Below are 22940 nucleotides of genomic sequence, written 5' to 3' on the forward strand. Positions count from 1 at the left end.
CCCTTTATGATTTGTTTGATATTTTAAAAAAGTAGTTTATGCTAGGATTGAGGTATTCCAGAAATTTGCTTCCTTCTAAAAAGTAGTTGGGATTAAAGATTTGTTGTGAATGAATTATATATACTACGATTGCAATGATTCCGAAAGCTTCAAATAAACCAAGCATTAGCCCAAGTATCCTGTTAAAAAATAATAACTTTAGATGATTTACTATTGATTCCATTAATGCTTCTAAGATTAAGAATCCTATGTGTATTATTAAAAAAAATACTAATAGTGCTTGAACGTATGATAAATCAATAATGGGTGATATTAATATTTTAAAATCATTGGTTTTATTATAAAGTAGGAATATTAAAGTGAAAATCTCAACGAATCCAGCAATTTCTTTGATAAAACCTCGTAAAAACCCTCTAAGACCTAGTGATACAAAAATTATTATTATTAGTATGTCGACTATACCAGTTATTTTAAAAGGGTTGTTAGTTAGCATTTGTTTCCTCAAATTCTCTAAGCAATAGATTAGCTATTAAGCTTGATGAATTTTTATTGTGAAATTTTTTTATGTTATTTTTTAATGTATTAGACTTTTCTTTATTTCTTAGAATTTCTTTTATTGTATTTATGATTTTGCTAACGCTTAAATTTTCTTCATCTATTTTTAAACATGCATTTTGTTCTTCTAATAGTTTTGCATTTCTGACTTGGTCTCCTCTTGAGCCTTTTACAAATGGAATGAAGATTACACATGCACCAGCATTAGCAAATTCCTTAATAGCTCCTGCTCCTGCTCTGCTTATTATTATGTTTGAAAATTGTATTATGCTTGCCATTTTTTTTGCATTAAAAAATTGACTTCTTAAATAATTATTTTCCCTGGTTGCATCTAGATTTCTTCCGCATTGATGAATAAAATACGCATCAATTTGGTTTTTGATATTTGCAGTTAATTTATTTAAAACTTCTGCTCCTAGAGAACCTCCAAGTATACTAATTATAGGCTTTTGTGTGTTTTGAGTTAATTTCTTGATGATATTTGGATTTGGATTTAAGAATTCTTTTCTTATTGGTGAACCTGTATATAAGACGTTTTTTTGCTTGAAATATTTTTTGCTTTCTTGAAAGCTAATATGTATCTTGTTTGCGAATTTTGAGTTGATTTTTGTTGCAAGTCCCGGATCGAGATCCATTTCATGAGTTATGCTTTTTACCTTAAGTATTCTTGCTGCGATAATTGGAGGAGTTGATACAAAGCCTCCCGTTGCGTATATAATTTGGGGTTTATACTTTTTTATTATGAAAAAGCTTTTGATTATTCCAAATATGACCTTAAAAAAATCAGTAAAGTTTTGTAGCGAGAAATATCTTCTAAGTTTTCCTGATGGAATTGCAATGAATTTAATGTATTTGTGTTCTTTTATAATCTTGTCTTCCATTGAACCTTTTTTTCCTAACCAAAAAAATTTAATATTTGGTTCAATTTCCCTTAGTTTTGAAATTATTGCTATTCCTGGGAATACATGGCCTCCTGTGCCCCCTCCTGTAAAAAAGATTATTTTCTTAGCTTTTATGTTTTCTTTCATATATATATATATCGTATTGAGTTTGCATATAATTGCTCTATTTTTATATTTTAATTTAATAATATATCTTAATGCAAATTTTATATGTTCTTTTTCTTTTTAGTTATGAAGTTTGTTTGTTTGTTTAAATGTTTTATTTAGTTTTATAAAATGGCAGAATGTTTTTTTACTAAATTATTTTATTCTTTAAAAATTGCTGTTTGACGTGGGAGTAGAGTAGGTAATATTTTCCTAAATAAGTTAGAAGATATTTGTTAAAAATTGCTCAATTTGGATACCTTCTTTTTTAGAAGTATTATTTTCAATGGAATATTTTATTATCGAATGAATTACTTTAATTGCTTTTTCTAAGGCATGTTCTATCTCCAATTTTTCCAAATATCCTATAAGTAAACTTGTAAATAAATCTCCTGTTCCACCAAAGTTTTGCTCTAATTTTTCTAAAAAAATCTCTGAATATTCGTTTGTTTTTTTGTTATAAGCAACAGCTCCTATAAGATTTTCCCTTTCTACACTTGTAACTATAGTTATTCCATTTACATCAAGATTTAATATTGCTTTTATTATTTCATCCTTATTTTTTATCTCTTCAGTTTTAGCTAACATTTTTAGTTCTGTGATGTTAGGTGTTATGATATCTGCATGTTTGATTAGGCTTCTAAATCCACTTACTATTGTGTTGTCAAAAGTAGGATAGAGTATTCCATTGTCTGCAAATACGGGATCAATTATTATTTTTTCAAATTTTAATATCTTGAACATGTTTTCTATTATTTTTTGTTGATTGTTGTTTCCAAGAAATCCACTATAGAATATATCAAAGTTTTCATTTTGATTTTTCCAAGATAAAATGAATTTTTCTAATTTGTTTGTTAAATTTATTATTTCAAATTCTTTGTAATCTGTTGTTGCTGATAGAACAGCAGTTACAAATGGACAAACTTGCATATTAAATGATGATATAACTGGTATGCATATTGTAAGTGATGCTCGACCGATAGTTGAAATATCATGCATAGCTAGTACTCTTTTCACAGTTTTTATCCTTTTATGTATTTATAGTTTTTTATTCTTGAGTTTGCATCAGTTTCAATTGGACTTGCTCCGTATTTTAGGTACATAAGATAGCCAATTCCTGCAATCATTGCTCCATTGTCTGTGCAAAGGTCAATTGGAGGATAGTATGTTTCTATTCCAAGATTTTTGATCTTTTCTCTTAAATAAAGATTACTTGCAACTCCTCCAGATATTATTAGTTTTTTTATTTTGGTATCCTTGATTGCTCTTTTAATTGGTATAATTAAATTTTCAAAGGCTACTCTTTGGAAGCTTGCAGCAATATTGTTTTTTGTTATGTTTGCATTTTTATCTTTAAACTTTTTAAGTTGATGTATGCATGCTGTTTTGAGTCCTGAATATGAAAAGTTGTATTTGTATTCTTTTTTGTCAAGAATTGTAATTGGAAAATTAAATGCATATTGATTACCATTTTGGGCTAATTTTTCTATTTTGGGTCCGCCTGGGAATCCCATTTCGTAGTATTTTGCTACTTTGTCAAATGCTTCTCCACAAGCATCGTCGAGTGTTTGTCCAAGTATTTCAATCTCATCAAAGTTATTTTGTTTTGCAAGGATTGTGTGTCCTCCACTGAGTATTAGGGATAAAAATGGATATTCTATTTTTTGAGTCATTAAGGGGGCATAAAGATGTCCTAAAATATGGTCAATACAAATTAAAGGTTTTTTAAGGGCGATTGATAAGCCTTTAGCAAAGTTTACTCCAACTATTAAGGAACCAATAAGACCTGGTTTAGATGTTACTGCTATTAAGTCAATTTCTGAGGCTTGTATTTGAGCATTCTTTATTGCCTTTTGACAAACAGACATGATGGATTCTGTGTGTAGTCTTGAAGCAATTTCTGGAACCACGCCATAATATTTTTTATGTTCTTGTTGACTAAGCTTAATATTACTTAAAATATTGGTACCATCTTCTACTATAGCTGCGCAGCAGTCATCGCACGAACTTTCTATTCCAAGTACTCTCATTGTTTTTCTCTCTTTGATAAAGGTATATTAAATTTTTAAATTCAAATTCTTTATTTAAGTTTTCTGACTCTTGTTTTAGTATTTTAAGAGTATTTTTTGACCAAATATGACCTATTACTTTTACAACTCCTTTTGTTCTTGCTATTTGCTTTGCGCTCTCGAGTGCTTTCATAACAGCTTGTTCATTATCCTTGTTGTCAAGAAATATATCTCTTTGCTCTACGATAATTCCAATGTCTTTGCCAGTTTTTTCAGATATGCTTTCTTTGGTGGTTAGGCTGTCAAAAAAGTATTTATTTTCCTCTTTAAGTTTGATTAGTATGGTTTTCATTATGTTTTCATTTGAGGTAATAAGACTTCCCATGTGATTATTCATTATCTTTGCATTGGGGTAAGTTTTGAATGTCTTTTCAATTTTTCTTCGTATTTCAGATTCATTGTCATTGATGTTTATGTGAAATTTTTCTATTGAATTGTTATACTTTGATTGCATTGGAAAATGAATCATTGTAATTTTGTTTTTGCTTGTTAGTTTGTTATAAAAATCCATTGATTTTGGTAAAAATGGGATGATTGAAAAGTTGATATTTAAGTTAATTTTGATGAATTCATTTAGCATAAATTCATCATAGCCAACATCATCAATTATGAGATAAAATTCAGGTTTTAGGTTATTGAGTTTTAGTTTTTTTTGTATTTTCATTAAATTTTCTTTTCTAATTTTTTCTAATTTATCTTTAAGATTTAGATTAATTTTTTTTGCATTCGATTTTATGTATATAAAACTAGAAAATAATACGATTATTGAAGCAAAGGATGTAATGATAATAAATAGTATCGTAATTTTTAATTTATTTTTCTTAAGCAAAATAAAAGCATTCTGAATATTCATGTTCAGTAGCTTCTCATTATAGCAAAATCTATTACTAAGTCAATGTTTATTGATAGAGTTCGTCTCTGAGCTTTTTAAGTACTCTTTTTTCAATTTGTCTTACGGTTTCTGAAGAGATTCCAAGCTCACTAGAAATGTCTTTTAAGGTGCTTTTTTTGTCATTGTTATCTAAATTATATCGTTTTCTTATAATATACCTTTCTTTATCGTTTAGTTTTGTCTCTAATATATGATTGAGATGTTTTAATGTTGAGTTTTGTTCAAGAGTACTCTCAGGATTGAAAGAATTGTCTTCATAAAGATTGAGGAGTGTAGAATTTTCTGAACCTTCGATCTTTTTATCAAGGGAATATTCTTTTTCGAGATAAGGTATGATTTTGATATATTGAGCAGTTGTTAAGTTAAATCTTTCCATTATATCTTCTTTTTTTGGTGATTTTTCTTCTTCCATGAGATATTTGTTTATTTGGAGTATTAAATTTTCTTTTCTGTATGGTACCTTTACAAGTCTTGTTTTGGTATTTAATGCTCTTTGAAGAGATTGCTTAATCCAAAATGAAGCGTAGGTTGAAAATTTGGTATTCTTGCTTGGGTCGTATTTCTCAGCAGCTCTAATTAGACCTAAATTTCCTTCTTGTATTAAGTCTTCAACTTTTAATCCTTTGCCTGCATATCTTTTAATAATTTTTAATACAAGGCGTAGATTAGCATTTATCATTTTGTTTTTGGCTTTCAGGTCTCCGCGTTTAATTTGTTTTGCAAGTTCAACTTCTTCTTCGTGAGTTATCAGTCTATGTTCTCTTACGGATTTTAAGTATATGTTTAAATCTTCATTGCTAAATATATTCACAACACCTCTCCAATCTTTTAAATTTGTGTATCAACATCTTTTTTCTCCCCCCTTTGATGTGACGCAAAAATCGTGCCAACTTAAGAAATAATTAATATTACTATTAAATATGAATTATTTCTTAAAGTTATTTACTTCTGTTATCTGGTTGTGGATTAGCTCAGCAAGTCTGAAGCTTTTAGATTTGGCTATTTGTTTTGCTCTTTCTAAATAGAGCATATCTTCAAAGATTTCTTCTGTTTGCCCTCCATTAATTAGATTATTTTCTTTTTTTAAAGAATTTCTCATGCTCTTGAGCATTTGATTTACAAACATTGCCTCAAATTCTAGTGCAGCTTCATAAAGTTTATTATCATTTTTATATTGATTTGTTTTTTTTACTTTATCTTTTAGGGTTTGAACCTGTTTGATTTGTTTTTTTGCTTCTAATCTTTGTAGATTAATTTTGTTTATCATTTTTATTCCTCCAGAATTAATTCTCCATGTAATTTATTGATTTTTTTAGCTGCCTTAATTACTTTTATTAATTCTTCATTGTTGAGATTATCTGAATTTTTTGATATAAATTCATTTATTTTCATTTTTTGTATTTCTATTTTTACCTTTTCATTGTTTTTGTTGCTAAATAAATTTTTTTCATTTCTTTCAATTGAAAATATAAGGGGTCCTATTTCTGCATTTTTACTTGCTATAATGATTTTGTTTTTTTCGTTTACTAGCACTTTAGGTATAGTTTCTATTTCTATTTTTTCAATTTCGCTTAGCAAATTGGTTTCGTTAATTTCAATTTCTATAATATTTCCTGATTTTATATTATTTTTTATATTTTTGCTTGTTAGTTTTTTACTTATTGAATTTACTAAGGTATAATCTTCCTTTTTGAGAATTATGTTGTAATTTTTGTATTCTTTATTCTCATGTATGATTGCTCCGTCTAGTATGTATCCTGTACCTTTTGATTTTTCATTAATTGTTATTGGACCTGATGCTATTGCTAGTATTTTTCCTTCTTTATCTTTTAATTCTGTTCTTAAAAGCATACCATTTGTTAAGTCTTTTGCGTCTAGCATAGATGCTATGTAAACATCTTGACTTGCACCTTTAATCATGTTTCCATTTATCTTGATTGTTACACTTACTAATGCTATGTTTTTGCTTCCTATATTTGTTAGATCTATTTCATTTATTCCAATTTTATTTAAAGTTTTGTTTAAAATTTCTTTACCTTTAAGCGAATCCCCTTTATCAGTAAGTCCTGCTACTATTCCAATTCCTGTTAACGTGTATGAGTTGGTAGATCTTATTTCTGCAATATTTTTCAATTTTATTTGTTCACTTATTTGGTTAGGAGTAATATTTTCATTGTCAGGAGTCTTTGAAGGTTGATTTTCTTGTGCAAATGAACTTAAAGTTATCTTTAAGCTTAACATTGCTAATATTGCCAGTTTTTTCATGATTTTATTCCTTGTATGGCAATATAGTTTACCTTTATTTTTATATTATTGCAATTGCTTTTGGTTTATTCATTTATGCTTTAGATTTGTTCGATAGTTTGAAGCTTATTTTTATGACATAAAGGAATTTTAGGAAGATTTCCATAGTTATTTTATTGTTATAATGGATGAATGAAATTAGTAATGGAATTAGGACTTTGTATTTTGAAACGTATTATTGTTGTTGTTTTTGTATTTTGTTTAGCTTTATTTCGTTATTTTTCATTATATCTTGTATCACTATGTATTTACTTTGATTTAATTCGTTTAAGTTTAAAATCTCATTGTTTCTAGTTGTGTTTGTTTTATATTTAAAATAAACATTGTATTCATTTAGGTTTTGGCATACCTTTAAATCTGTTTTTGCAAATACAATCGGTTCTATTATGTCAATGTATACATTTACTTTGTTATGTTTTTTATAGTCTTCAAATTTTTTTGCATAATAAACCAAAGTCTTTTGTATTGGTATATTTTTATATGATGTGCTTTTTATTGCTTTAAATTTTAGATTGGTTAAGAATTTATTTTCTATGTTGATTTCTGATTCATCGAAACTGAATTGCAATATATAAATATTTTTACTTGCTAGATCCTTTGTAATATAACTAATCATTTCAAATATTATTTGTTTTTTCTTAAAATATGGGCCTATGTAAATTTGTGATAGGTTATTATTGCTGCATATTTTTGAATATTCTTTTGAGAAAAAGTATATCTTATTAGGGGATATTGTAAAACAGGTATCATAAGATATTATTTGCGATAAATTTATTGTAAGTAGATAGAATAATACAACTTTATTGGTAAGTGTTTTCACTGCCTTTTTAAGTTATTTGCAATTCCTAGCATGTTGTCTGAGGTTTGAATTGCTTTTGAGTTTATTTCATAAGCTCTTTGTGCAACAATCATTGTTACCATCTCTTCTGCAATTGATACGTTTGACATTTCAAGAATACCTTGTCTTAGTCTACCCATTCCGTTACTTCCTGGAGCTCCTGATATTTCTTCTCCGGAGCCAATGGTTTCTTTAAATATATTATTTCCAATTGCATTTAGCCCTGCTGGGTTCACAAATCTTACGATTTCTATTTGACCAAGTTCAATTGGATCAGGACTTTCACCAATTTTTGCAGATATTATCCCCTCTTGAGATATGGTAATAGAATCTTTTATATATCCTTCAGGAAAGGATATATCAGGTAATAATTTGTAACCTTGACTTGTTACAAGATCCCCATTTGCGTCGATTTTAAATGAGCCATCTCTTGTGTATCCATAAGTGCCATCTGGTAGAAGGAGTTTGTAAAATCCATCACCTTCAATTGCAACATCAGTGTTTATATTGGTGGCTTGCAAGTTTCCTTGTTCAAAGATTCTGTGCGTTGCTGATACTTTTGTTCCATGTCCAACTTGATTGCCAAGAGGACTTACTGTGTCCTCAGTTGCAGGAGTCCCTGCTCTTTTTTGTGTTTGGTATATTAGATCTTCGAATTCTGCTCTTACCTTTTTAAACCCTGTAGTATTCACATTTGAAAGATTATTAGCAATTGTATCTACATTATACTGTTGTGCTTTCATTCCGCTGGCTGCTGTCCATAGTGCCCTCATCATAAGCTAATCTCCTTAAAACTTTGCAATTTCATTAATTAATTTACCAAGAAGTGAGTCCTCGGTTTGTATTGTTTTTTGATTTGCTTCATATGCTCTGTTGACTGTTATCATTGATACCATTTCGTTAATTGCATTTACATTTGATCCTTCTAAAGCTCCAGTTTCAATTTTAGGTCTTGAATTTATTGCGATGTTTTTAGCTTGTCCAGATATTTCTGTACTCTGCCAGAGTGAACTTCCTTGCTTTTTCAAAAATCTTGTTTTTTTAAAATTTACAATCTTTAAGTTATCAAGAAGTTCATAATTTTCCCATGAATTTTCATATTCACTTACAAGTCTTTTGGGATTTTCTTCAAATGTTGTATTGTGAAATATTTGCCCTTGATCTGTTATTTTAAAGTTATTGTCTTTTAGATATATGTATCCCTTTTCTCCAAGTACAGGATATCCGTCTTTTGTAACGAGCATGCCTTCTGGACCAAGTGTGAAAGAGCCATTTCTTGTATATCTTTCTCCTTCTGGTGTTTGAACAACAAAAAATCCTTCATCAGTTAATGCTAAATCAAGAGGATTTTCAGTTATTTTTAATGGTCCCTGTTCAAATGAAGTGTATATTTCATTTTCTTCAACTCCTGTGCCAAGCTTGCCAATCACAGGTGCTGTTTCTAGATATCCTTTAGGAAATTTGTAAAGACCATCATCATTGATTCGTCTGATTAACATTTCAGGAAAAGCCTTTTGGACAGACAAATCTTTTTTATATCCTGTAAGGTCGATATTTGCCAAATTATTAGCAATAACATCTAATCTATGTCTTTGTGCTGTCATTCCGCTAGCAGCAGTATAAATGCCTCTTACCACATGGAATCCTTATTACTTTTGTTTATGTTATTAATATTATCACTAAAACTATTATATATCAATTCTGATTTATTTAGTTTACGTATTTTTGCTATAAGCTTAAAGCATTGGTTTATATTTAATAGTTTAAATCATACAGGTAAATTATCTCTTTTGCAAAAAGTATGAAATAAATGTATAATTTTTTCTTGTCATGATCTATTTAAATTGTTGGTTTAGAGATTAGTTTTAGGAGTTTGTATGCATAAAAATGCGTTAAAAATTATATTTTTATTTTATTTTTCTTGTTTTGCATTTGCAGAGTCTGAAAAAATAGATATTAAAAAAGATGGTAGTGAAGTTTTGGGATATTGGGTTGGCTATGATGATACTACCAATGTTAAAAATTCTGTAATTTATGTTTATAAATATAATGATAAAGTTTATGGACGGATTTTAAATGTAATAAAAAATGGGAAAGTTTATGATGTTGATAATCCTTCTAATTCTAAGGTGGTAGGTTTTGAACATTTAACTATTGAAGGTCTTGATTTTATGTGGGGGCTTAAATATGTTGAGTCTGCTGGCAAGTGGGATAAGGGTAAAATTATTGATCCTAATAATGGTAAGATTTATACTTCTGAAATGAGAGTAGATCCAAAAACGGGTAATCTTATTACCAAGGGTAAGGTTTGGATTTTTGGTAGGAGTAAAATTTGGACAAGAGCTAGAGAAGATGAAATTCCAGAGTTAGATGTAGAAAGCATAGTACCAAATCCGCCTGTGGCAGAAAAGTGAAGAAGAATAAATATTTAATTTTTGTGGGAAGTCTTAATGAGAGATAAAACGGAATATTATGATAAGTTTATTATGAAAGTGCCTAACTTTCCAAAGGAGGGTATACTTTTTTATGACATTACTAATGTTTTACTTGAAGCAGAAGCATATAAATTTTTAATGGAAGATGCACATGCTCTTTATTCATCAAGAGAAATTGATTGTATTGCCGCTATTGAATCAAGAGGCTATCTTATTGGTGCTCCTTTGGCTTTGAAAATGGGCTTGCCTCTTTTACTAATTCGAAAAGGAGGTAAGCTTCCAAGACAAGTCTTAAGAGAGGAGTATGAGCTTGAATATGGATTTGGTAGTATTGAGATACATAAAGATGATGTTAAACAACATTCAAATATTTTGTTAGTCGATGACATTTTAGCTACTGGAGGCACTTTAAAAGCAGCTGCTATGTTGCTTAAAAAGGCAGGCGGTGTAGTATCTGATATATTTTGTTTCATTGAACTTGTGAGTATGAATGGTAGAGATATTTTGAAGGAGTATAGTTTGAATTCTCTTGTTAAGTACTCTTAATGATTATTTAGCAATTAATTTTGTGTTATTAAGTGGAATTAAGTAAGTTAATTGAGTTTGAATAATTGACTTTAAATTCTGTTAAAGTTATAATATTTGTCTGAACATGAGAGGTGAGTGTGATGTATGCGTTATTGGAAATTAAAGGTAAACAGTATAAAGCTGTTATGGGAGAGATGTTAAAGATAGATAAGATTGGAGCTTGTGAAGGTGATAAGTTAGAATTTAAAAGTGTTATGCTTGTAAATAAGGATGGAGATGTAAAGATAGGAAAACCTTATGTTTCAGGTTCTTGTGTAAAATGTACTTATATAGAAGACAAGAAAGATAAAAAGGTTGTCTCTTACAGGTATAGAAGAAGAAAGGCTAGTGAGCGAAAGGTTGGACATCGTCAATCTTATTCTTATGTTTTGGTTGATGATATAATTGTTAACTAGTGATTAATGTTTTAATAAGGACTCGTAATGATATAGTTATTTATATTTTAGCTAATGGGCATGCTAAGGGAAGTAGTTATGTTAATGTGGTTTGTGCTTCTTTTTCTTTTATTTTAAGGACTTTTTTTAGTATTCTTGATTATGAGAGAGAGGTGTTTATTATAGATAATTCTGTAAAAGGTTATGTAGAATTTGATGCGTCTTTTGGGGATTTGAATAAGCAAAATCTCTTTTATTATAGTAGATTTTTAATACAAGGTGTAAAGGATTTATGCTTTGAATATCCTTATGATATTAAATTAGTTTTGGAGGAAAGTAGTGGCAACAAGTAAAAGTGGTGGTAGTTCTAAGAATGGAAGAGATTCTATATCTAAGAGACTTGGTGTTAAGAGAAGTGGTGGGCAATTTGTAAGAGCTGGAGAAATAATTGTACGACAAAGAGGTACAAAATTTCATGAGGGAAAAAATTCTGGACTTGGTAGGGATTATACAATATTTGCATTAAAAGACGGTATAGTAGAGTTTAAAACTTCTAAAGGCCGGAAGTATATAAATATTATTTAATATTATTATAATTGAGGTTGATTTGCATACGTTTAAAGACTCTTTAAACATAACTGTGTCGTCAGGTGATGGAGGTGCAGGGTGTGTTTCTTTCTTGCGTGAAAGGTTTAAGTCTAAGGGAAGTCCTGATGGCGGTGATGGGGGAAGAGGTGGAGATGTAGTCTTTAAGGTCAATCCAAATCTTAGAACTTTGTCTCTTTATAAAAATGGACAGATTCTTGCTGCTAATAATGGCAAGCCTGGTATGGGTTCTAGAAAGAGTGGAACTTCTGGTGAAGATTTAATTATTGTTGTTCCTCCTAATACTTATATTTATGATGTTGATACTAATTCTTTGTTATTTGAGCTTCAGAGCTTTGATGATGAAGTTATTGTCTTAAAGGGTGGAAAGGGTGGACTTGGGAATGTAAATTTTAAAAGTTCTATAAAACGTACGCCAAGGTTTGCTCAGCCTGGAGAATCTGGTGCTACTTTGAATTTACGTCTTGAATTATCGTTAATAGCTGATGTTGGGCTTGTTGGGTTTCCTAATGCAGGCAAGTCTTCTCTTATTTCTACAATAACTGCTTCAAAATCAAAAGTTTCAAGTTATCCTTTTACTACTAAGGTTCCACATCTTGGTATTTTGAATAATTCTTATGATGATTTAGTAATTGTTGACATACCTGGGATAATTGAGGGTTCAAATCGAGGTATAGGTCTTGGTTTTGAATTTTTAAGACATATTTCAAAGACTAAGATTTTGGTCTTTTTGATTGATATTGTTAGTGATAATTTTATGAGAGCTTATGATATTCTTGTCAATGAGCTTAGTGTTTATAATTTGGAACTTTTAAGTAAGAAGCGGATAATTGTTGCTAATAAACTTGATTTAGAAGGTGCAGTTGAAAATTTTAGTCAGTTAAAAAGAGCTTTGGGTAGTGAGAAAGTTTTAGGAATTTCTATTTATGATAATAGTGGAATAGACGAGCTTGTTAATGAGCTTTTTGCTTTATCAAGAATTTGAAATAATTGTCTTTTTTAGAAGCTTAAAATTAATATTGTTTGGATTTTAATTAGTATATTTAGATGTTATATATGGAAAATGTATGAAAATAGCAATATTGGGTGGTACTTATAATCCTGTTCATATTGGGCATTTGTTTTTAGCAAAGGAAATAGAGCATTTTCTAAATGTTGATAAAGTACTGTTTATTCCTACTCATAAACCTGTTCATAAACGTGTTGAAAATATTAGTATTAAAGATAGGATTGCAATGCTTGAGTTGGCATTACAATATGAAAATAATATGTTTATTGATGAATGTGATATGATAAATGGCGGAATTACTTATACTATTGATACTATTACTTGTATTAAGAATAAATATGTGCATGATGATATATATTTGGTTATTGGAGATGATCTTTTTGAGGATTTTGATTCATGGAAAAATCCAGAGAGAATAGTTGAATCTGTTAATCTTGTAGTAGTTCACAGAATTTATAGTGAAAGATTAGTTAGTCGTTTTAGGCATATTTATATTGAGAATAAAATATTTCCTGTTTCTTCTTCAGAGATTAGAAATAGGATTAAACAAGGATTGCCAGTTGACTATTTGCTTCCCTTTGATGTTTTACAATATATTAAGAGTAATAATTTATATATTAAAGGTGAGTAGGTGAGGAGAGAGTTATTTTTTTTAGTTTTAATTGTTTTAATAGTTCTTGGTATTGTAATTTTTTTTGTTGATAGTTCTAAAAGAGAGCAAATATATTTTGAACTAAATACTAAGAATAATGTTAGCTTTTTATTTCTTATAGAAGATGACAATGATAATCTTTTAAGTATGCAAGAAATTTTTATTAGTGTAAAAACAGGAAATGTCGGATTTTTGGATATTCCTGTTTATACAGGTTATGAGGATTTAAAGGGAAATGTGTCTTGGTTTGAAAATTTGTATAAAAAAAATAGCTTTAGTGAGTTTTTGTCTAAAGTATCTAGACAGTTAAATCATGAACCTGATTATTATATTCGTTTTAAAAAGAATAATTTTGTGAAGTTTGTTGACTATCTTGGGGGAGTACGACTTTTTGTTAAAAATCCTGTTAAAGTATATAGTTTGGTGCGTCCTATCTTAATACCTTCTGGTAATTCGGTCTTTGATGGGGATAAAGCTTATGATTATTTGGGTTATTTCAGGGATATTGCTTCTTATGATGAAAGATTCGAGTTTTTTAAAGAATTTTTCAAAAAAATTTTAACACAATTTTCTGACTTTAAGGAGGAGTATGATTACTTTTCTAAGATGTATTTCATGTTGGATACTAATCTTTCTGAAACTGTATTTAAGTATATTCTTGCTAATTATAAAATCAATAATGAGAAATTTATTTTTATTGATATTAAGGGGCAGGAGGAGATATTTAAGGATGATGATAATAATTCAATAAAAGTAGTTTTTCCTTATTATGGGGGAGCAATTCTTAAGGAGTCGATAGAAAATTTAAATAAAGATTTAATGGGTGAAACTAGAAATGAAGAGGTAATCAAAGTTGTTGTTTTAAATGGTACTAAGACTACTGGACTTGCAAGAAATGCAGCAGATATTTTTAAATCTTTCAAATTTAAGGTTGTGAGGTTTGGTAATGCAGATAGACATAATTATGATCATACTTTGATAATAAATAATTCAGATAATTTGGAGATTGCCATTAAGGTTGGTGATGTAATTGGAGCAAAAAAAATTAAACCAATTTCTGAGTTTCATATAGATGATACTTTAGGACTTGATATACCTGATATGAGTCCTGATGTAATAATCATTTTGGGAGATGATTTTGATGGGAGATATGTTAAGAGTAGATGATATTAAGAAGTTATGCAAAATTGTATCTGATTTTGGTGGAGCTGATGTTTTAAGTATTAATGTTAGTTCTATTTGTAATTGGGCTGATTTTTTTATTTTTGTTACGTGTCTATCATTTAGGCAAATGGAAGCTTTGTATACTGAAAGGTTGGTAACATTCTTTAAGGAAAGGGATTTTAATTACTGTATTCAAGGCAAGGGCTTTATTCCTGATTGGACGGTTATTTCATGTGAAGGCTTAGTTATACATTTGATGAGTGCAAATGCTAGAGAATACTATGAACTTGAAAAGATATGGGATAAGGGCGAAGTTATTTATCCTTAAGAGTTGTTTAATTAAAAAAAATAAAAATATCGTAAGAATTATTTACAAAAAATTAAAAATATTTTAGATTTAGAACATGTATTTAGGGAGGCCTGGACGTGGATATTACAGATATAAGAATTAGGAGAGTTGATAATAAAAGTCCCAGTTCAAAGTTATTGGCATATGTGACAGTTACTTTTGATGATTGCTTGGTTTTGCATAATATTAGAGTTATTAGGGGTCATAAGGGTGTTTTTATTGTTATGCCTAATAGAAAAACTAAGGTCGGTGAGTATAAGGACATTGTGCATCCTATTAATCAAAATTTTAGAGAGACTTTGCAAAGTGCTATTTTTAAAGAATATGTAAAGGAAAATCCTTCGAGTTTTGAACTTGAAATAGGTTAGGAAATAATTGACAAACTGTGGTGTATTTTGTATCCTTTTGACTTATGGATAATTAAGTATTTGGGACGTCGACAAGTGGTAAGTCACCTGGTTTTGGTCCAGACATGCGAGGGTTCGAATCCTTCCGTCCCAGTATTTTAGTATGAGGAGTTTCATTGTGGATAGTAGTAAGATTTTAGGATATGAAGATAGGCTAGGTTTTGGTTCTTTGTGTGCTCGTAGAATACGAGCAAAGTCTGAAATACCGGCTGTTGTGTATGGAAAAGAGAGTGATGTCTTGCATATAAAAATTAAGCATAATGAATTTAATGAGAAATTTTCAAAATTTACAGATAATACTGTTTTGGTTTTAAGTAACGGAAAAGTTGAGAGGTGTGTTTTTATTAAAGATGTGAGTGAAAATCTTACTAAAAGGTTGATTTATCATGTTGATTTTTATGAAGTGGATAGGACTAAGGATGTTGAAAAAGATATTGCAATTAAATTTGTAGGAGCTTCTATTGGTGTTAAAGAAGGGGGTACTTTAAGTGTGCTTCGAACTAAAATTAAAGTTAAGTCTTTACCTTTGGATTTGCCAGAATTTATTGAAATAGATTTGACTCCTGTTAAGAAGGGAGATAAGGTAACTTTTAAAGATATTGTACTTCCTAATAATGTTAGGCTTGCTGAAAGGGATGAAAATTTGGCAATTTTACTTGTAAAGTAAAGAATTATGGATTTATTAGTAGTTGGCCTGGGTAATCCCGGGTCTAATTTTTTTCATACTAGGCATAATGTTGGTTTTGAATTTATAGATAAGTTGGTTGTGAAAAATGGTCTTTCTTTGACAAAGGTAAAAAATTATGAATACTCTGATTTTAAGCTTGGAAATAAACGGATAGTTTTAATTAAGCCTTTAACTTATATGAATTTGAGTGGTAATATTTTTCCTTCTGTTTTTTCTAAGTTTTGCATGAATGTAAATAATCTTTTGGTTGTAGTTGATAATGTTGATTTACCTTTGGGTAAGTGTAAACTTAGAAAGGTGGGAGGTATTTCTACGCATAATGGACTTCGTTCCATATCTGGGAGTCTGGGAAGTGTTAAATATAGTAGACTTTATATTGGGATTGGGGTTTGCAGTAACAATCAGTTTAGCCTTAAGGATTTTGTTCTTGCAAAATTTAGCGATAGTGAGATTAAGCGTATTAAAAATGCGTTTGAATTTTTAAGTGAAGAGATGTTAGATATCGATGAGTTAAACTTTGAGCATAAAGTTGCAGTTATTAATTCTAGTAGTTTTTGATGTTTTGGAATAATATAATAACAAAAATAGACAGTTTTTATAAAAAAAATTATTTAATTAAAAGAAAAGTAATTGTTGCTTTTTCTGGAGGTGCAGATTCTACTACTTTGCTATTGGGTTTAAGGGAGTATTTAAATAATAATATAGTTGCATTTTATTTTGCGCATTATATAAGGTCAGAATTTGAACAAAATCTAGAAATAGAGCATATAAAAAAGTTTTGTAATTTTCATGATATTGCTTTTCAAATAAAGAGATGCGATGTTGATATAAAGGAAAAATCTAGGCAGTTTAATATGTCAGTTGAAGAGTTAGCTAGAAAATATCGTTATGATGCTTTGTTAAAGGCTCTTGAAGAAAATAGGGCTAGTTATATTGCTCTTGCACATAATGAAAATGATCAATTTGAGACTTTAGTGATGAGATTTTTTCAAGGCTCATTTTTAGATGGATTTTCCGGTATTCCAGTTGTCAATAGCAATATTATTAGGCCTTTACTTGAGGTATCAAGGAAAGAGATTGAAGAATTTCTTTCCTTGAATAATATCGTCTATTTTATTGATAGTACTAATCATGAAGATTTGTATTTAAGAAATAGAATTAGAAATAATCTTATGCCAGTTATTGGAAAAATTTTTAAAGGATATGCAAAAGGTTTAAAAAGAATATCTAATTTTTCAAGTGAACTTGTAGATTATTTTGACAGAGAGAATTTTCTTCCCCATGTTAAGGGTAATTATTATTATTCTTTTGATGCTATGACTTTTTTTAGATTGCCTCGATATTTAGTTTTTAGGAGTCTTTTTAAGATTTTAAATTTGAAAGGAATTGTATCTGGTTTATCATATGGAGCTTTAGGTGAGATTTTTAGGGTAAATCTTGCTGATAAAAAGAGTCAGATTTTACTTAAAACTAATGAATTTTTTTTGGAAAAGCGTAAGGATAAAGTTAATCTTGTCTTTAGAGAAGCTGAAGAGATGCGTGAACCTTTTGATTTTTTTTTAAGAGTTAATGAGTATCATAGTTTATCTTTGGGTAAGATTTTGTTAGAATATTTGGAGTGTAAGGATGATTCTATATTGACAGTGAGATGTTGTTCTTATGAGTTTGGGCATAGATTTTTTAAAAATAAGTTACAATCAAAAAAGTTCTTTTCTAAGTTTGTAAGATGTAATCCACTTTATTTAATGTTATTAGTGTTAAATGATAAGATAATTGGAATTATTGATTTAAATACTTTAAACTTAATGTGGAGTAATAAGAGTATTCTTACAAGAATTAGTATATCTTTGTTCGGAGGATTTTTAAAGGAATGAATATTAATGATAATAATTTGAATAATAATGGTAAATCTAATAACAAAAAGAAAAATAAGAATTGGATTTTAGTTCTTGTTATAGTTTTCTTAATTTTAGCAATATTCATGTCTTATTTTATACGGGGCGGAGAGAATTATAAGAATGTGCCTTATAGTACGTTTCAAACTTATCTAGATAGTGGTTTAATTGAGTCAGCTGTCATAATTGATAAAAGCCAGATTCAATTTGTTGTTAAAAATTTAAATTCGGGGAAATCTTATTTCTCTACTAGTATTCCTTATTTTGATATTAATCTACTTTCTGAACTTAGGGCTAGGAGAGTTGAGTTCAGTGCTGGTAAGAGTCAATCATCTTTAATTGGTGTTGTTCTTCAAACTTTACCATGGGTATTATTTTTTGTTTTCTTCTTCTTTATATTTCGTCAAACTCAAGGTGGTGGGGGCAAGGTTTTTTCATTTGGGAAAAGCAATGCTCAAAAGTATGAGGCAGGCAAAAATAAGGTTACATTTAGAGATGTTGCTGGGCAAGAAGAGGCTAAGCAGGAACTTAGAGAAGTAGTTGAATTTCTTAAAAATCCTAAGAAGTTTGAAAAGATAGGTGCTAGGATTCCAAAGGGTGTTCTTTTAGTTGGATCTCCTGGAACAGGAAAGACATTGCTTGCCAAAGCTGTCGCAGGTGAGGCGGGTGTAAATTTCTTTCATATGTCTGGTTCTGATTTTGTTGAGATGTTTGTGGGAGTTGGGGCAAGTCGTGTTAGAGATTTGTTTGATAATGCAAGAAAAAATGCTCCTTGTATAATTTTTATTGATGAACTTGATGCTGTGGGAAGAAGTCGTGGAGCTGGTCTTGGTGGTGGTCATGATGAGAGAGAGCAAACTCTTAATCAGTTGTTGGTAGAAATGGATGGTTTTGGAACATATACTAATGTGATTGTAATGGCAGCAACAAATAGGCCTGATGTTCTTGATTCTGCTTTGCTTAGACCTGGTAGATTTGACAGACAGGTAACAGTTACTCTTCCTGATGTTAAAGAAAGAGAAGCAATACTTAATATACATGCTCAGAGGACTAAACTTTCAAAGGAAATTGATTTAAAGATAATAGCAAGAGCTACTCCTGGTGTTAGTGGTGCTGATCTTGCAAATTTGATTAATGAAAGTGCTTTAATTGCTGCAAGGAATAATCAATCCGAGATTCTTATGCATGATTTGGAAGAAGCTAGAGATAAGATATTAATGGGTGTTGCTAAAAAATCTATGACTATTACTGATAAGCAGAAACTTGAAACAGCTTATCATGAGGCAGGACATGCGTTATTGCATTATTATCTTGAACATGCTGATCCTTTGCATAAGGTTACTATTATTCCTAGAGGTAGAGCTCTTGGGGTTGCTTTTTCTCTTCCTAGAGAGGATAGACTTTCAATAAATAAAAATCAGATTCTTGATAAGATTAAGATATGTTATGGAGGTTATGCTAGTGAGAAGATTAATTTGGGCTTTACTACAGCTGGTGTGCAGAATGATTTGATGCAGGCTACTAATTTGGCAAAGAAAATGGTTACAGAGTGGGGCATGGGAGAAGATGTAGGACCAATATTTTTAGTAGATGATGAAGCTCCGATTTTTCTTCCAAAAGAATTTTCTAAGCCAAAAGCATATTCTGAGAATACTGCTGATAGAGTGGATAGAGAAGTTAAAAAAATTCTTGAAGGATGTTTGAAAGAGGCATCGGATATTTTAATGAAACATAAGGAGCAGTTGGTTAAGCTTGCAGAAGCCTTGGTGGCAAGGGAGACTTTGACAGATAATGAAGTAAGAGAGCTTTTAGGGTTTGAAATGATTGAGGGTGATAATGAAAAAATTTTAAAGGAGTCTAACTTAGGGATAGTCAATGTGTGAATAAAGTTTTTAAGGAGTCTTATGGGTGTCTTAAAAATTATATTTTTGGTTTTAAGTTTGGCAAACTTGAATGCTGGTTTAAAGGATATAAATAATCATATATCGGAAATTCTTTTTATTGAAGCTAAAAATTTTGCTGGTACTCAGAGGGAGCTTGATATGCTTTATGGTTCTCTTGAGTTTAATTTAAAGAACTCAGATTCCCTTTATAGACTTTCATTAAGAAATGATATTTCATTGTTAGATAGAATTTATTTGTTAAGATCTGCTATAGAAATTGATAATTTTAAGTTTGTAAAGCCTAGAGATTTATATTATCAGTATTTTTCATTGATTTTGAGTCAAAATGAAGATATCTCTGAAAATAGAAATATTATTGAGCTTTATGATAAACTGGACGGTGACTTGCAGAATGATAAAGATTTGGTTTACATGAGGCTTGAAGCTTCTAATAGACTTAAGGATTTTAAGGGGAGTTTTGATAAAGTATTAGAAAATTCTTTTGCTATGTATGGTGATGATTTAAGGTTTTTTAAATGGTTTCTGAGAGAAGATAAGTTTTTTCCAAGTCTTTTTAGTAAACTTAAATTAAAAGAAGATTCTTTTTTCAAAAGTGATAATATTGATTTTATTTTTAAAAATACAACATTAAATGAATCTAATTCCATTGCTTTATTTACTTTTTTAAAGAATAAGAGTAAAAAATTAAATGGTGTACAGAGTACATATTTGCTTAAATATAAACTCTTAACACCTGATGAAGCTTATATGTTTTTTAAAGATGAGCCTCCCGAAATAATAGGTGAATATAAAATGTTTTATGAACTTTTAAGAGATCCTATTATACAAGATGAATTTTTAAGTCATTATAAGAATTTGTCTGGCACATATTTTGTGAATGATAAAAATAGTGTTGTAGTATTTGAGGATGGAAGTTTAGTAAGTTTTTTTTCACAAATAGTGAACTATTCTACAGATTTAAGCTTAGAAGAGAAGTATTTTAATAAAGTTTATTTCAAAGATAAAATTCCTATTCGTTATGAAAATACCTTGCTTGGTTATAAGGTTAGTTATTCTGTTTATCCTTATGTTAGTATGATTGAGGTGGATTATCCAGATAAAAGATGTGTATATACTTTTGCTTTAGATTCTTTTCGATATGAAATTTTTGATGATTTTGGTTATAGTTTTGATTATGTAGGTATTAATGAATTTTTAATGGCTGATGTTCCAGAAATTTTTCGTCCTATTATGTTAAGCTTAAATCCAAAACGAGTGTCTGATTTAAAGATTCAAAAGAGTTTAATAGAGAAGAGAGTCTTTAATAATTTTGATGTTATTGAAATTAAAAATTATTCTTTTGGAGATTTGATTTCAGTTTATAAAAAGATTAATGGTGCTAAAAGGTTTAATTATGTTGAAATTTATGATAAAGGAGTTTTAAAAGTTAGGAGAGTTATTTTAGATGATAGTTTTGATGTTTATCATAACTTTAATTAGCTTTTAAAAGTTAGTTGTTGATGCATAGGAAAATTTTTATTATTTTGATGTTAATTTTTTCATGCAGTACAATAAAAGACGTCGATGATAAGCAGATTTATTATATTCCATCTGAAAGTATAAGTAAGCATATAGAAGATAATAATTTTGAAGTTGCTCTTTCAAGTTATTACAATCTAAAAAATAGTGGTTTTGAGATGGATCAATCTATCTTAGACTTGAAAGATAGAGCTTTATCTGAAATCAAAAATGAATATCTTAAATTTTGTAGGGAAAAAGATTATGAGAGAGCATTCTTTAAGCTTGAGACTTTAAATTTATTTGGTATCATGCTGGGTGAGAGTAAAGAACATTTAATTTTGAATCATCTTAAGAGTTTAAGGCTCAAGGACCCAATGCTTGCAAGTTTTTTTGCAAAGTATTACTTATTTGATAATGCTTTTGATTCTTTAAAAAATTTTTTTGTTAATGAAAAATATCTTTCAAGGAATATCTTGCTTGATACGGCTGTTTTAACAGTTTGGGTAGATATGGGTACTAAAATTTTAAACGGCCATGTACTGCCAAATATTGTTTTGGGATCTGCTTTTGTTATTGATAGTCTTAACGGATATGCTTTAACCAATTATCATATAATTAGTTCTCAGGTTGATAGTGATTATCATGGAGTTTCCAGTCTTTATGTAAGACTTCCAAGAGGCAAAGGTGAGAAATTGCCTGCAAAAGTAATTGCTTATTCAAAAGAAATGGATCTTGCTTTAATTAAGATTCCATTTAAATTAGATCATCAATTTAATTTGAGTTATTCTTCAAATATTAATGTTGGTGATAGAATTTATGCTATGGGTTCTCCCATGGGCTTCGAGAAGACTATTACTTCAGGGATAATCTCTGGCAAGAATAGAAATTTGTTATCTGTGGGTGATTCTTACCAAATTGATGCTGCCATTAATCAGGGAAATTCTGGGGGGCCTGTTGTAAATGAAAATGGTAAGTTTGTTGGGCTTACATTTGCTGGTATTGTGCATTCTCAAGGTCTTAATTTTGTTATACCGTCAAAATGGGTTTTAAAGGTCTTACCATTTATGTATGGAGGTGGCATTTTGAGAAATAAGTGGTTAGGATTTACTTTTTTTGAAAGTATGAAAAACCTGGAGATATCATATGTAGCTCCTAATTCTCCTGCAGATATTGGTGGATTGAAGAGTGGAGATTTTATCCTGAGTGTTAATTCTTTGAAATTTGAGAGCTTAAAAGATCTTCAATATTATGTTTTACAAAGAAAGTCTATGTTAAAAATTAGGTATAAGAGAAATGATAAGGAGTATGAGAGTTATTTATATCCACAAGATCGGCCGGAAGATATTATTGAGAGTATTGTAGAACGAGATTCTTTTAGGAATTTGATGAGAATTTTTTTGGGTTTAAATTTAAGTTTAATTTCTGGGAGAGAGTATAGAGTTTCTAAGGTGTTTTTTAATAGTCTTGGGGATGAACTTAATTTTAAGGTCAATGATGAAATTTTTGTTTATGATTTTAAATATGTTAAATATAAAAGAGTATTTATCTTATTGCTTTATGTTAAAAGATTGTTTTCAGGATATTTAGGAACCCCTATGCAGTTTATTATTCCTTTTGATTCTATTGTATTTGTGTAAAAAATGTTTAATATTTGTGGAGTTGATT

The 22940-nt window shown here is 29.4% G+C and carries 26 protein-coding genes, 1 tRNA gene and 1 pseudogene; 17 read left to right on the forward strand and 11 right to left on the reverse strand.

The features are described from left to right. Positions 1-4 precede the first annotated feature (4 nt). The 11 genes and pseudogenes from N187_RS03820 to flgF all read right to left on the reverse strand — a co-directional run bounded on the left by N187_RS03820 (position 5) and on the right by flgF (position 9341). A complete protein-coding gene (locus N187_RS03820) occupies positions 5-493 on the reverse strand; it encodes a CvpA family protein (protein WP_025419913.1) in 489 nt (162 codons plus the stop codon). Beyond that, positions 483-1571: an undecaprenyldiphospho-muramoylpentapeptide beta-N-acetylglucosaminyltransferase gene (murG, locus tag N187_RS03825; RefSeq protein WP_025419914.1), complete on the reverse strand. Its 1089-nt coding sequence runs from the start codon at positions 1569-1571 to the stop codon at positions 483-485. The genes N187_RS03820 and murG overlap by 11 nt, the downstream gene beginning before the upstream one ends. 252 nt (positions 1572-1823) lie before the next feature. Continuing rightward, positions 1824-2618 carry a pyridoxamine kinase gene (locus tag N187_RS03830; protein ID WP_025419915.1) on the reverse strand — a complete coding sequence of 265 codons (795 nt, stop codon included), beginning with the start codon at positions 2616-2618 and terminating at the stop codon, positions 1824-1826. Next, positions 2593-3631: pseudogene (gene tsaD, locus N187_RS03835) on the reverse strand (tRNA (adenosine(37)-N6)-threonylcarbamoyltransferase complex transferase subunit TsaD). The gene N187_RS03830 and the pseudogene tsaD overlap by 26 nt, the downstream one beginning before the upstream one ends. Beyond that, positions 3597-4523, reverse strand: coding sequence for a divergent polysaccharide deacetylase family protein (locus N187_RS03840; protein WP_025419916.1), 927 nt, complete (start codon positions 4521-4523; stop codon positions 3597-3599). Before N187_RS03840 ends, tsaD begins: the two are co-directional and overlap by 35 nt. 46 nt (positions 4524-4569) lie before the next feature. Further along, entirely contained in the window at positions 4570-5373 is an 804-nt protein-coding gene (locus N187_RS03845) for a sigma-70 family RNA polymerase sigma factor (RefSeq protein ID WP_025419917.1), read from the reverse strand. Between the two features lie 114 nt (positions 5374-5487). After that, complete coding sequence (locus N187_RS03850) at positions 5488-5829, reverse strand: rod-binding protein (RefSeq protein ID WP_025419918.1); 342 nt, start codon at positions 5827-5829, stop codon at positions 5488-5490. A 2-nt stretch (positions 5830-5831) separates the two neighbouring features. Beyond that, the gene (locus N187_RS03855) at positions 5832-6827 is read right to left on the reverse strand and encodes a flagellar basal body P-ring protein FlgI (RefSeq protein ID WP_025419919.1); all 996 of its coding nucleotides are present in this window, start codon (positions 6825-6827) and stop codon (positions 5832-5834) included. Between the two features lie 214 nt (positions 6828-7041). Next, the gene (locus tag N187_RS03860; RefSeq protein ID WP_084797397.1) at positions 7042-7686 is read right to left on the reverse strand and encodes a hypothetical protein; all 645 of its coding nucleotides are present in this window, start codon (positions 7684-7686) and stop codon (positions 7042-7044) included. Next, complete coding sequence (gene flgG / locus N187_RS03865) at positions 7683-8480, reverse strand: flagellar basal-body rod protein FlgG (protein ID WP_025419921.1); 798 nt, start codon at positions 8478-8480, stop codon at positions 7683-7685. Before flgG ends, N187_RS03860 begins: the two co-directional genes overlap by 4 nt. A gap of 12 nt (positions 8481-8492) precedes the next feature. Beyond that, on the reverse strand, positions 8493-9341 hold the full coding sequence (gene flgF / locus N187_RS03870; RefSeq protein WP_025419922.1) for a flagellar basal-body rod protein FlgF: 849 nt from the start codon (positions 9339-9341) through the stop codon (positions 8493-8495). A gap of 240 nt (positions 9342-9581) precedes the next feature. Between flgF and N187_RS03875 the strand changes: the two genes are divergently transcribed. The 17 genes from N187_RS03875 to N187_RS03955 all read left to right on the forward strand — a co-directional run bounded on the left by N187_RS03875 (position 9582) and on the right by N187_RS03955 (position 22912). Further along, positions 9582-10118: a DUF2147 domain-containing protein gene (locus tag N187_RS03875; protein ID WP_025419923.1), complete on the forward strand. Its 537-nt coding sequence runs from the start codon at positions 9582-9584 to the stop codon at positions 10116-10118. A gap of 36 nt (positions 10119-10154) precedes the next feature. Then, the gene (locus N187_RS03880; protein WP_025419924.1) at positions 10155-10685 is read left to right on the forward strand and encodes an adenine phosphoribosyltransferase; all 531 of its coding nucleotides are present in this window, start codon (positions 10155-10157) and stop codon (positions 10683-10685) included. A gap of 122 nt (positions 10686-10807) precedes the next feature. Next, entirely contained in the window at positions 10808-11122 is a 315-nt protein-coding gene (gene rplU, locus N187_RS03885; protein ID WP_025419925.1) for a 50S ribosomal protein L21, read from the forward strand. Then, a complete protein-coding gene (locus N187_RS03890) occupies positions 11122-11454 on the forward strand; it encodes a ribosomal-processing cysteine protease Prp (RefSeq protein WP_025419926.1) in 333 nt (110 codons plus the stop codon). Before rplU ends, N187_RS03890 begins: the two co-directional genes overlap by 1 nt. Beyond that, on the forward strand, positions 11441-11686 hold the full coding sequence (gene rpmA / locus N187_RS03895) for a 50S ribosomal protein L27 (protein WP_025419927.1): 246 nt from the start codon (positions 11441-11443) through the stop codon (positions 11684-11686). The genes N187_RS03890 and rpmA overlap by 14 nt, the downstream gene beginning before the upstream one ends. Before the next feature lie 22 nt (positions 11687-11708). Continuing rightward, positions 11709-12692: a GTPase ObgE gene (gene obgE / locus N187_RS03900; protein WP_025419928.1), complete on the forward strand. Its 984-nt coding sequence runs from the start codon at positions 11709-11711 to the stop codon at positions 12690-12692. An 82-nt stretch (positions 12693-12774) separates the two neighbouring features. Next, positions 12775-13347: a nicotinate (nicotinamide) nucleotide adenylyltransferase gene (gene nadD / locus N187_RS03905; protein ID WP_025419929.1), complete on the forward strand. Its 573-nt coding sequence runs from the start codon at positions 12775-12777 to the stop codon at positions 13345-13347. After that, positions 13348-14535, forward strand: coding sequence for an LCP family protein (locus N187_RS03910; RefSeq protein ID WP_025419930.1), 1188 nt, complete (start codon positions 13348-13350; stop codon positions 14533-14535). It abuts the gene before it with no gap. Further along, positions 14510-14860, forward strand: coding sequence for a ribosome silencing factor (rsfS, locus tag N187_RS03915; protein WP_025419931.1), 351 nt, complete (start codon positions 14510-14512; stop codon positions 14858-14860). Before N187_RS03910 ends, rsfS begins: the two co-directional genes overlap by 26 nt. 98 nt (positions 14861-14958) lie before the next feature. After that, positions 14959-15249, forward strand: coding sequence for a septation regulator SpoVG (gene spoVG / locus N187_RS03920; protein WP_025419932.1), 291 nt, complete (start codon positions 14959-14961; stop codon positions 15247-15249). A 61-nt stretch (positions 15250-15310) separates the two neighbouring features. Beyond that, positions 15311-15382, forward strand: a tRNA-Gln gene (locus tag N187_RS03925). A gap of 24 nt (positions 15383-15406) precedes the next feature. Continuing rightward, positions 15407-15955, forward strand: coding sequence for a 50S ribosomal protein L25/general stress protein Ctc (locus N187_RS03930; protein WP_025419933.1), 549 nt, complete (start codon positions 15407-15409; stop codon positions 15953-15955). 6 nt (positions 15956-15961) lie between these two features. Further along, positions 15962-16534 carry an aminoacyl-tRNA hydrolase gene (pth, locus tag N187_RS03935; protein ID WP_025419934.1) on the forward strand — a complete coding sequence of 191 codons (573 nt, stop codon included), beginning with the start codon at positions 15962-15964 and terminating at the stop codon, positions 16532-16534. Then, positions 16534-17850, forward strand: a complete 1317-nt coding sequence (gene tilS / locus N187_RS03940; RefSeq protein WP_038443449.1) for a tRNA lysidine(34) synthetase TilS — start codon at positions 16534-16536, stop codon at positions 17848-17850. The genes pth and tilS overlap by 1 nt, the downstream gene beginning before the upstream one ends. Beyond that, positions 17847-19754 (forward strand): ATP-dependent zinc metalloprotease FtsH, encoded by a 1908-nt coding sequence (gene ftsH, locus N187_RS03945; RefSeq protein ID WP_025419936.1) that lies wholly within the window; start codon positions 17847-17849, stop codon positions 19752-19754. Before tilS ends, ftsH begins: the two co-directional genes overlap by 4 nt. A 21-nt stretch (positions 19755-19775) precedes the next feature. After that, on the forward strand, positions 19776-21254 hold the full coding sequence (locus tag N187_RS03950) for a hypothetical protein (protein ID WP_025419937.1): 1479 nt from the start codon (positions 19776-19778) through the stop codon (positions 21252-21254). Between the two features lie 20 nt (positions 21255-21274). Then, positions 21275-22912: a S1C family serine protease gene (locus N187_RS03955; protein WP_233275061.1), complete on the forward strand. Its 1638-nt coding sequence runs from the start codon at positions 21275-21277 to the stop codon at positions 22910-22912. Positions 22913-22940: the final 28 nt, after the last annotated feature.

It is taken from the genome of Borrelia anserina Es (genome assembly GCF_001936255.1).
GTDB classification, from domain to species: Bacteria; Spirochaetota; Spirochaetia; order Borreliales; family Borreliaceae; genus Borrelia; species Borrelia anserina.

Coding starts and splice junctions, on each gene's coding strand:
- N187_RS03955 (WP_233275061.1), top strand. CDS start 21,275: ATGCATAGGAAAATTTTTATTATTTTGATGTTAATTTTTTCATGCAGT.
- flgG (WP_025419921.1), bottom strand. CDS start 8,480: ATGATGAGGGCACTATGGACAGCAGCCAGCGGAATGAAAGCACAACAG.
- tilS (WP_038443449.1), top strand. CDS start 16,534: ATGTTTTGGAATAATATAATAACAAAAATAGACAGTTTTTATAAAAAA.
- N187_RS03875 (WP_025419923.1), top strand. CDS start 9,582: ATGCATAAAAATGCGTTAAAAATTATATTTTTATTTTATTTTTCTTGT.
- N187_RS03840 (WP_025419916.1), bottom strand. CDS start 4,523: ATGAATATTCAGAATGCTTTTATTTTGCTTAAGAAAAATAAATTAAAA.
- nadD (WP_025419929.1), top strand. CDS start 12,775: ATGAAAATAGCAATATTGGGTGGTACTTATAATCCTGTTCATATTGGG.
- N187_RS03820 (WP_025419913.1), bottom strand. CDS start 493: ATGCTAACTAACAACCCTTTTAAAATAACTGGTATAGTCGACATACTA.
- rplU (WP_025419925.1), top strand. CDS start 10,808: ATGTATGCGTTATTGGAAATTAAAGGTAAACAGTATAAAGCTGTTATG.
- N187_RS03880 (WP_025419924.1), top strand. CDS start 10,155: ATGAGAGATAAAACGGAATATTATGATAAGTTTATTATGAAAGTGCCT.
- rsfS (WP_025419931.1), top strand. CDS start 14,510: ATGGGAGATATGTTAAGAGTAGATGATATTAAGAAGTTATGCAAAATT.
- N187_RS03950 (WP_025419937.1), top strand. CDS start 19,776: ATGGGTGTCTTAAAAATTATATTTTTGGTTTTAAGTTTGGCAAACTTG.
- ftsH (WP_025419936.1), top strand. CDS start 17,847: ATGAATATTAATGATAATAATTTGAATAATAATGGTAAATCTAATAAC.
- pth (WP_025419934.1), top strand. CDS start 15,962: ATGGATTTATTAGTAGTTGGCCTGGGTAATCCCGGGTCTAATTTTTTT.
- N187_RS03850 (WP_025419918.1), bottom strand. CDS start 5,829: ATGATAAACAAAATTAATCTACAAAGATTAGAAGCAAAAAAACAAATC.
- N187_RS03855 (WP_025419919.1), bottom strand. CDS start 6,827: ATGAAAAAACTGGCAATATTAGCAATGTTAAGCTTAAAGATAACTTTA.